4 protein-coding genes are annotated in these 3,726 nt (G+C 34.6%); 1 reads left to right on the top strand and 3 read right to left on the bottom strand.

What is annotated here, in order from left to right:
- Window positions 1-30 precede the first annotated feature (30 nt).
- Complete coding sequence (locus WBQ70_RS07950) at window positions 31-279, bottom strand: hypothetical protein (protein WP_423912654.1); 249 nt, start codon at window positions 277-279, stop codon at window positions 31-33.
- Window positions 280-357: 78 nt separating this feature from the next.
- Between WBQ70_RS07950 and WBQ70_RS07945 the strand changes: the two genes are divergently transcribed.
- Window positions 358-906, top strand: a complete 549-nt coding sequence (locus WBQ70_RS07945) for a hypothetical protein (protein WP_423912652.1) — start codon at window positions 358-360, stop codon at window positions 904-906.
- Between the two features lie 151 nt (window positions 907-1,057).
- Here the strand turns inward: WBQ70_RS07945 and nhaC are convergent, their stop codons facing one another.
- Complete coding sequence (gene nhaC / locus WBQ70_RS07940) at window positions 1,058-2,521, bottom strand: Na+/H+ antiporter NhaC (RefSeq protein WP_423912650.1); 1,464 nt, start codon at window positions 2,519-2,521, stop codon at window positions 1,058-1,060.
- 18 nt (window positions 2,522-2,539) lie between these two features.
- On the bottom strand, window positions 2,540-3,726 hold a 1,187-nt coding region (locus WBQ70_RS07935), incomplete at its 5' end, for a glycoside hydrolase family 3 N-terminal domain-containing protein (protein WP_423912647.1).

Genomic DNA, 3,726 nt, shown 5'->3' with positions numbered 1-3,726 from the left:
GTACAAAGTCTTTCAGTACAGTGCTGTTCTTTATTGTTCTGGTTTAAGATTAGCTTTGTCGAAATTTTTTGATTTTTTTGGATATTTTTTAAAGCTAATATCACTTGGGTTTTCAATTACGGTTTTTATAGTAACTAAATCGCCTAATTTGTGTTTGCTCATCACCATTTTGTAATCTAATAAATATACTCCACAAAAAAAGTTGTTGTTTTCATCTTTTTCGATTATTCCTGTATAAAGCCCTTTTTTTAATATTCTTTCGTCTGATTCTTTTGTCATCTTGTATAAATTAAGGCGCAAAGTTAATCAATTATAAGGTCTTATTTTTGATTTTGGGTATTCTTGTTATATTTGCTTATGGAAAAAATCTTCAGACCTAGTCCTAATTCTTTTAAGAATACCTTTTGTGCTTTCAAAGAGGTTGATCCTATTGCTATCAAAGGAAAAAAAGCACAATTTGAAAGCAAAGCTGGTAGTTCTTACTATTACACCAAAGAAGGCATGTATCGTTATTCTAATCATTGGGGGCGATTAGCCAATAGTAAATGGCGTTTGATTCCGATGGAACCTGCTACGGAATCTAAGAGAAAGTTAGGCTTTGCTTTATGGGAAGAATTTTACCCTGATAATGCCGAGGATAAAATCTATTATCTAAAAGTAGATTATTTGTCGAATACGGTTAATTATGAACATAAAAACAATCCTGAATACGACGGAAAACCTGTTCTACGTACTAGTTTTGAAACGACCAAAAAAATAAAACAAATCAGGAATTTGCAACAACTGACTTCTTGGGCTAAGTATTTTGATTATGAGGATTTGGATGTTTTAAGAAAGCAACTAATAGATGAATTAGTGTATACTGATAAAACATTAGACGAAATCAAAGCGGAATTACTTTCCTGAATTTTGCCATTTATGCACTAACACGCGTGAGTGATAGGAGCAAACCGCCATTGCGGTGCGGATAGCACGACAGCAGGATACAAAGGGGCTTTGTCGAGACAAAGAATAGTAAGCCCCTTTGTATTCTGGTGGCACGCCCAAATAAAACTGTTTATACTGTAGTTGTTTTTGGAGCAATCAATTGTTTTATTTTGATATTAAAGGCTACGAAAATCAGAGTGGTAATGGGGCTTAAAATATTGAAAACAGCATACGGTAAGTAATCTAATGTTGCGACTCCTAAGGTGCTGGATTGATAGGCGCCACAGGTATTCCAAGGTATTAATACCGAAGTAACGGTACCTGCATCTTCGAGGGTTCTACTCAGATTTTCTGGAGCTAATCCCTTTTTTTGATATGCTTTCGCAAACATTTTTCCCGGGATTACAATTGATAAATATTGATCTGATGCAGTAATGTTGATGGCTAAACAGCTCCCTACAGTCGATGCAAATAAGCCTAAAGTGCTGTTTGCCATTTTTAATAAAGATTGACTAATACGTGCTAAGGCACCGATGGCATCCATAATCCCACCAAAGACCATTGCACAAATTATTAGCCAGATAGTGCCTAACATTTTTTGCATACCTCCTGAAGTAAATAAATCAGCTAAGTTTTTATTTTTTGTTGGGATGATAATTTCTCCTGTGATTGCGTTCATAACGCCTTTATATCCAGATTCAAAAGTCATGGTTTTGACTCCTACAATTTGATTGATGATGTGTGGTTGAAAAAGGATGGCGAAAGAGGCCGCGAGTAAGGTTCCTGCTAGGAGTGCAATCAACGGTTCTGTCTTTTTAATAATCAGTCCAATGACAATTAGCGGTACTAAGAATAGCCACGCTGAAACCGTAAAGGTATTTTGAATGTCTTGTAAGAGTGAGCCGATGTTAGCATCGCCTTTGATTTCTACGTTTAGTCCTATGATGGTAAAAATGAGTAAAGTCAAAATATAGGTGGGTACAGTAGTCAAAATCATATAACGGATATGGGTAAATAAAGCTGTTCCTGCCATGGCGGGAGCTAAATTAGTGGTGTCCGACATGGGTGATAATTTATCTCCAAAATACGCTCCAGAAATTACTGCGCCTGCCACCATTCCTAGATCGAATCCCAGCGCTTCCCCCACGCCAATTAAAGCAATTCCGACGGTGGCGCTCGTTGTCCATGAACTTCCTGTAGCGAGAGAGATTATAGAACAAATGATCAAAGTAGCTGGTAGAAATATGGCTGGACTTAATATTTGTAATCCATAATAAATCATCGTAGGAATGATACCGCTTACTAACCAAGTTCCAGCCAAAGAGCCTACCATTAATAAAATAAGTATTGCTCCAACGGTTGATTTAATATTGTTAGCTACTTCTTCCATCATTTTATGAAAACTAACTTTGTTAAAAAATCCTATAATGGCTGCTATTGCTCCACCTATTAATAAAATAAATTGATTGCTACCACTTAAAGCATTATCACCAAAAACATAGACATTGTATCCTAATAAAAGAACTAGAAAAAAAATAGGAATTAAAGCTTGGGTTATGGATAATTCCTTGTTTTTATGAATTTTGGTTTCCATGTAGGTTGTTTATAGAGTTTATAATCCTGGGATAGATACAGGTAAACTACCTTTGGTTTTAGTATTGTTTACTAATTGTGAAGCAGCTGTTTCTTGAAATTCAGGAAAATCTTGATAGATTTGAATAATGCCTTTTGCGGAAGTTAAATTTGGAATTACTTGTAATGCATACGGATTTCCAAAGAGATACAAGATGCATTTTTTAGTTGAAAAAAGGTGATCGAGTAGTGTTAAAACGGAGTCTTCGATTTCGAAATTATTGAAAGGTTTTGCTTTGGGAACAAATAAAGCAACCACTAAACAGTCCAAATTTTCTATTTTCTGTTTTAAAATGGTAATATTTTCAATTGATCCGTTTTCAATAGCAAATGAATTTGTATTTAAAGCAGTGGCTACTGTTTCAGAAAAATGATTTGAACTGTCTTTGTACAGACTGATAATTCCTAATTGATTATTTTCAGATGCTTCAATAATACTTTTATGATTGTCTGTATCTTTTACGGTTGTAATACATTGTTGAGCAATTTTGAGGTTTAAGTTGGCTGTGGTATCAAAATTAAATCGTCCTTTTGCCAGTGGATTTCCTTTTAGTAAGCCTACTTTTTCTTTGCAACTCATCAAACGTTTGTAACTATCTTCAATGCGTTCAGGTGAAGCATTTTTGAGGATTTCTTGAATGCCTTCAGGAACATTTTCGGCAAAACACAAAACGTCATTTCCTGCATTGAAAGCTTCCCATTCAAGTTGCCCTTTTTTATCGTATAGTTTTGAAACACTATGCATGTTTAATGCATCTGAAATTACCAAACCATTGTATTTTAATTGTTTTCGCAACAATCCTTCAATAATATTTTTAGATAAAGTAGCTGAAGTATTTTTTCCTTCGTTCAAAGCAGGAACGGCTAAATGTCCAATCATAATCGAATCGACTTGATTGTCAATTCCTATAATGAAAGGATACAATTCATTGGCTAATAATTCTTCTAAATTTTCATTTAAAATAGGCAATCCCAAATGTGAATCTACATTTGTATTACCGTGTCCGGGAAAATGTTTTAAACAACCTAAAACACCTGCATCGTTAAGACCTTCGAGATATTCCATTGCAAATTGGGCTACTTTTTTTTTGTTTTCACCAAAAGAACGATAGCCAATTACGGGATTGTTCGGATTGTTATTAATATCTGCCAAAGGAGCCAAATTAT

The organism is Flavobacterium sp., assembly GCF_049590715.1.
Lineage (GTDB): Bacteria > Bacteroidota > Bacteroidia > Flavobacteriales > Flavobacteriaceae > Flavobacterium.
This window is presented reverse-complemented; position numbering and strand designations above follow the sequence as displayed.

Bases quoted from the DNA above. Each gene is read 5' to 3' on its own strand.
- nhaC (WP_423912650.1), bottom strand. From the start codon at position 2,521: ATGGAAACCAAAATTCATAAAAACAAGGAATTATCCATAACCCAAGCT.
- WBQ70_RS07950 (WP_423912654.1), bottom strand. From the start codon at position 279: ATGACAAAAGAATCAGACGAAAGAATATTAAAAAAAGGGCTTTATACA.
- WBQ70_RS07945 (WP_423912652.1), top strand. From the start codon at position 358: ATGGAAAAAATCTTCAGACCTAGTCCTAATTCTTTTAAGAATACCTTT.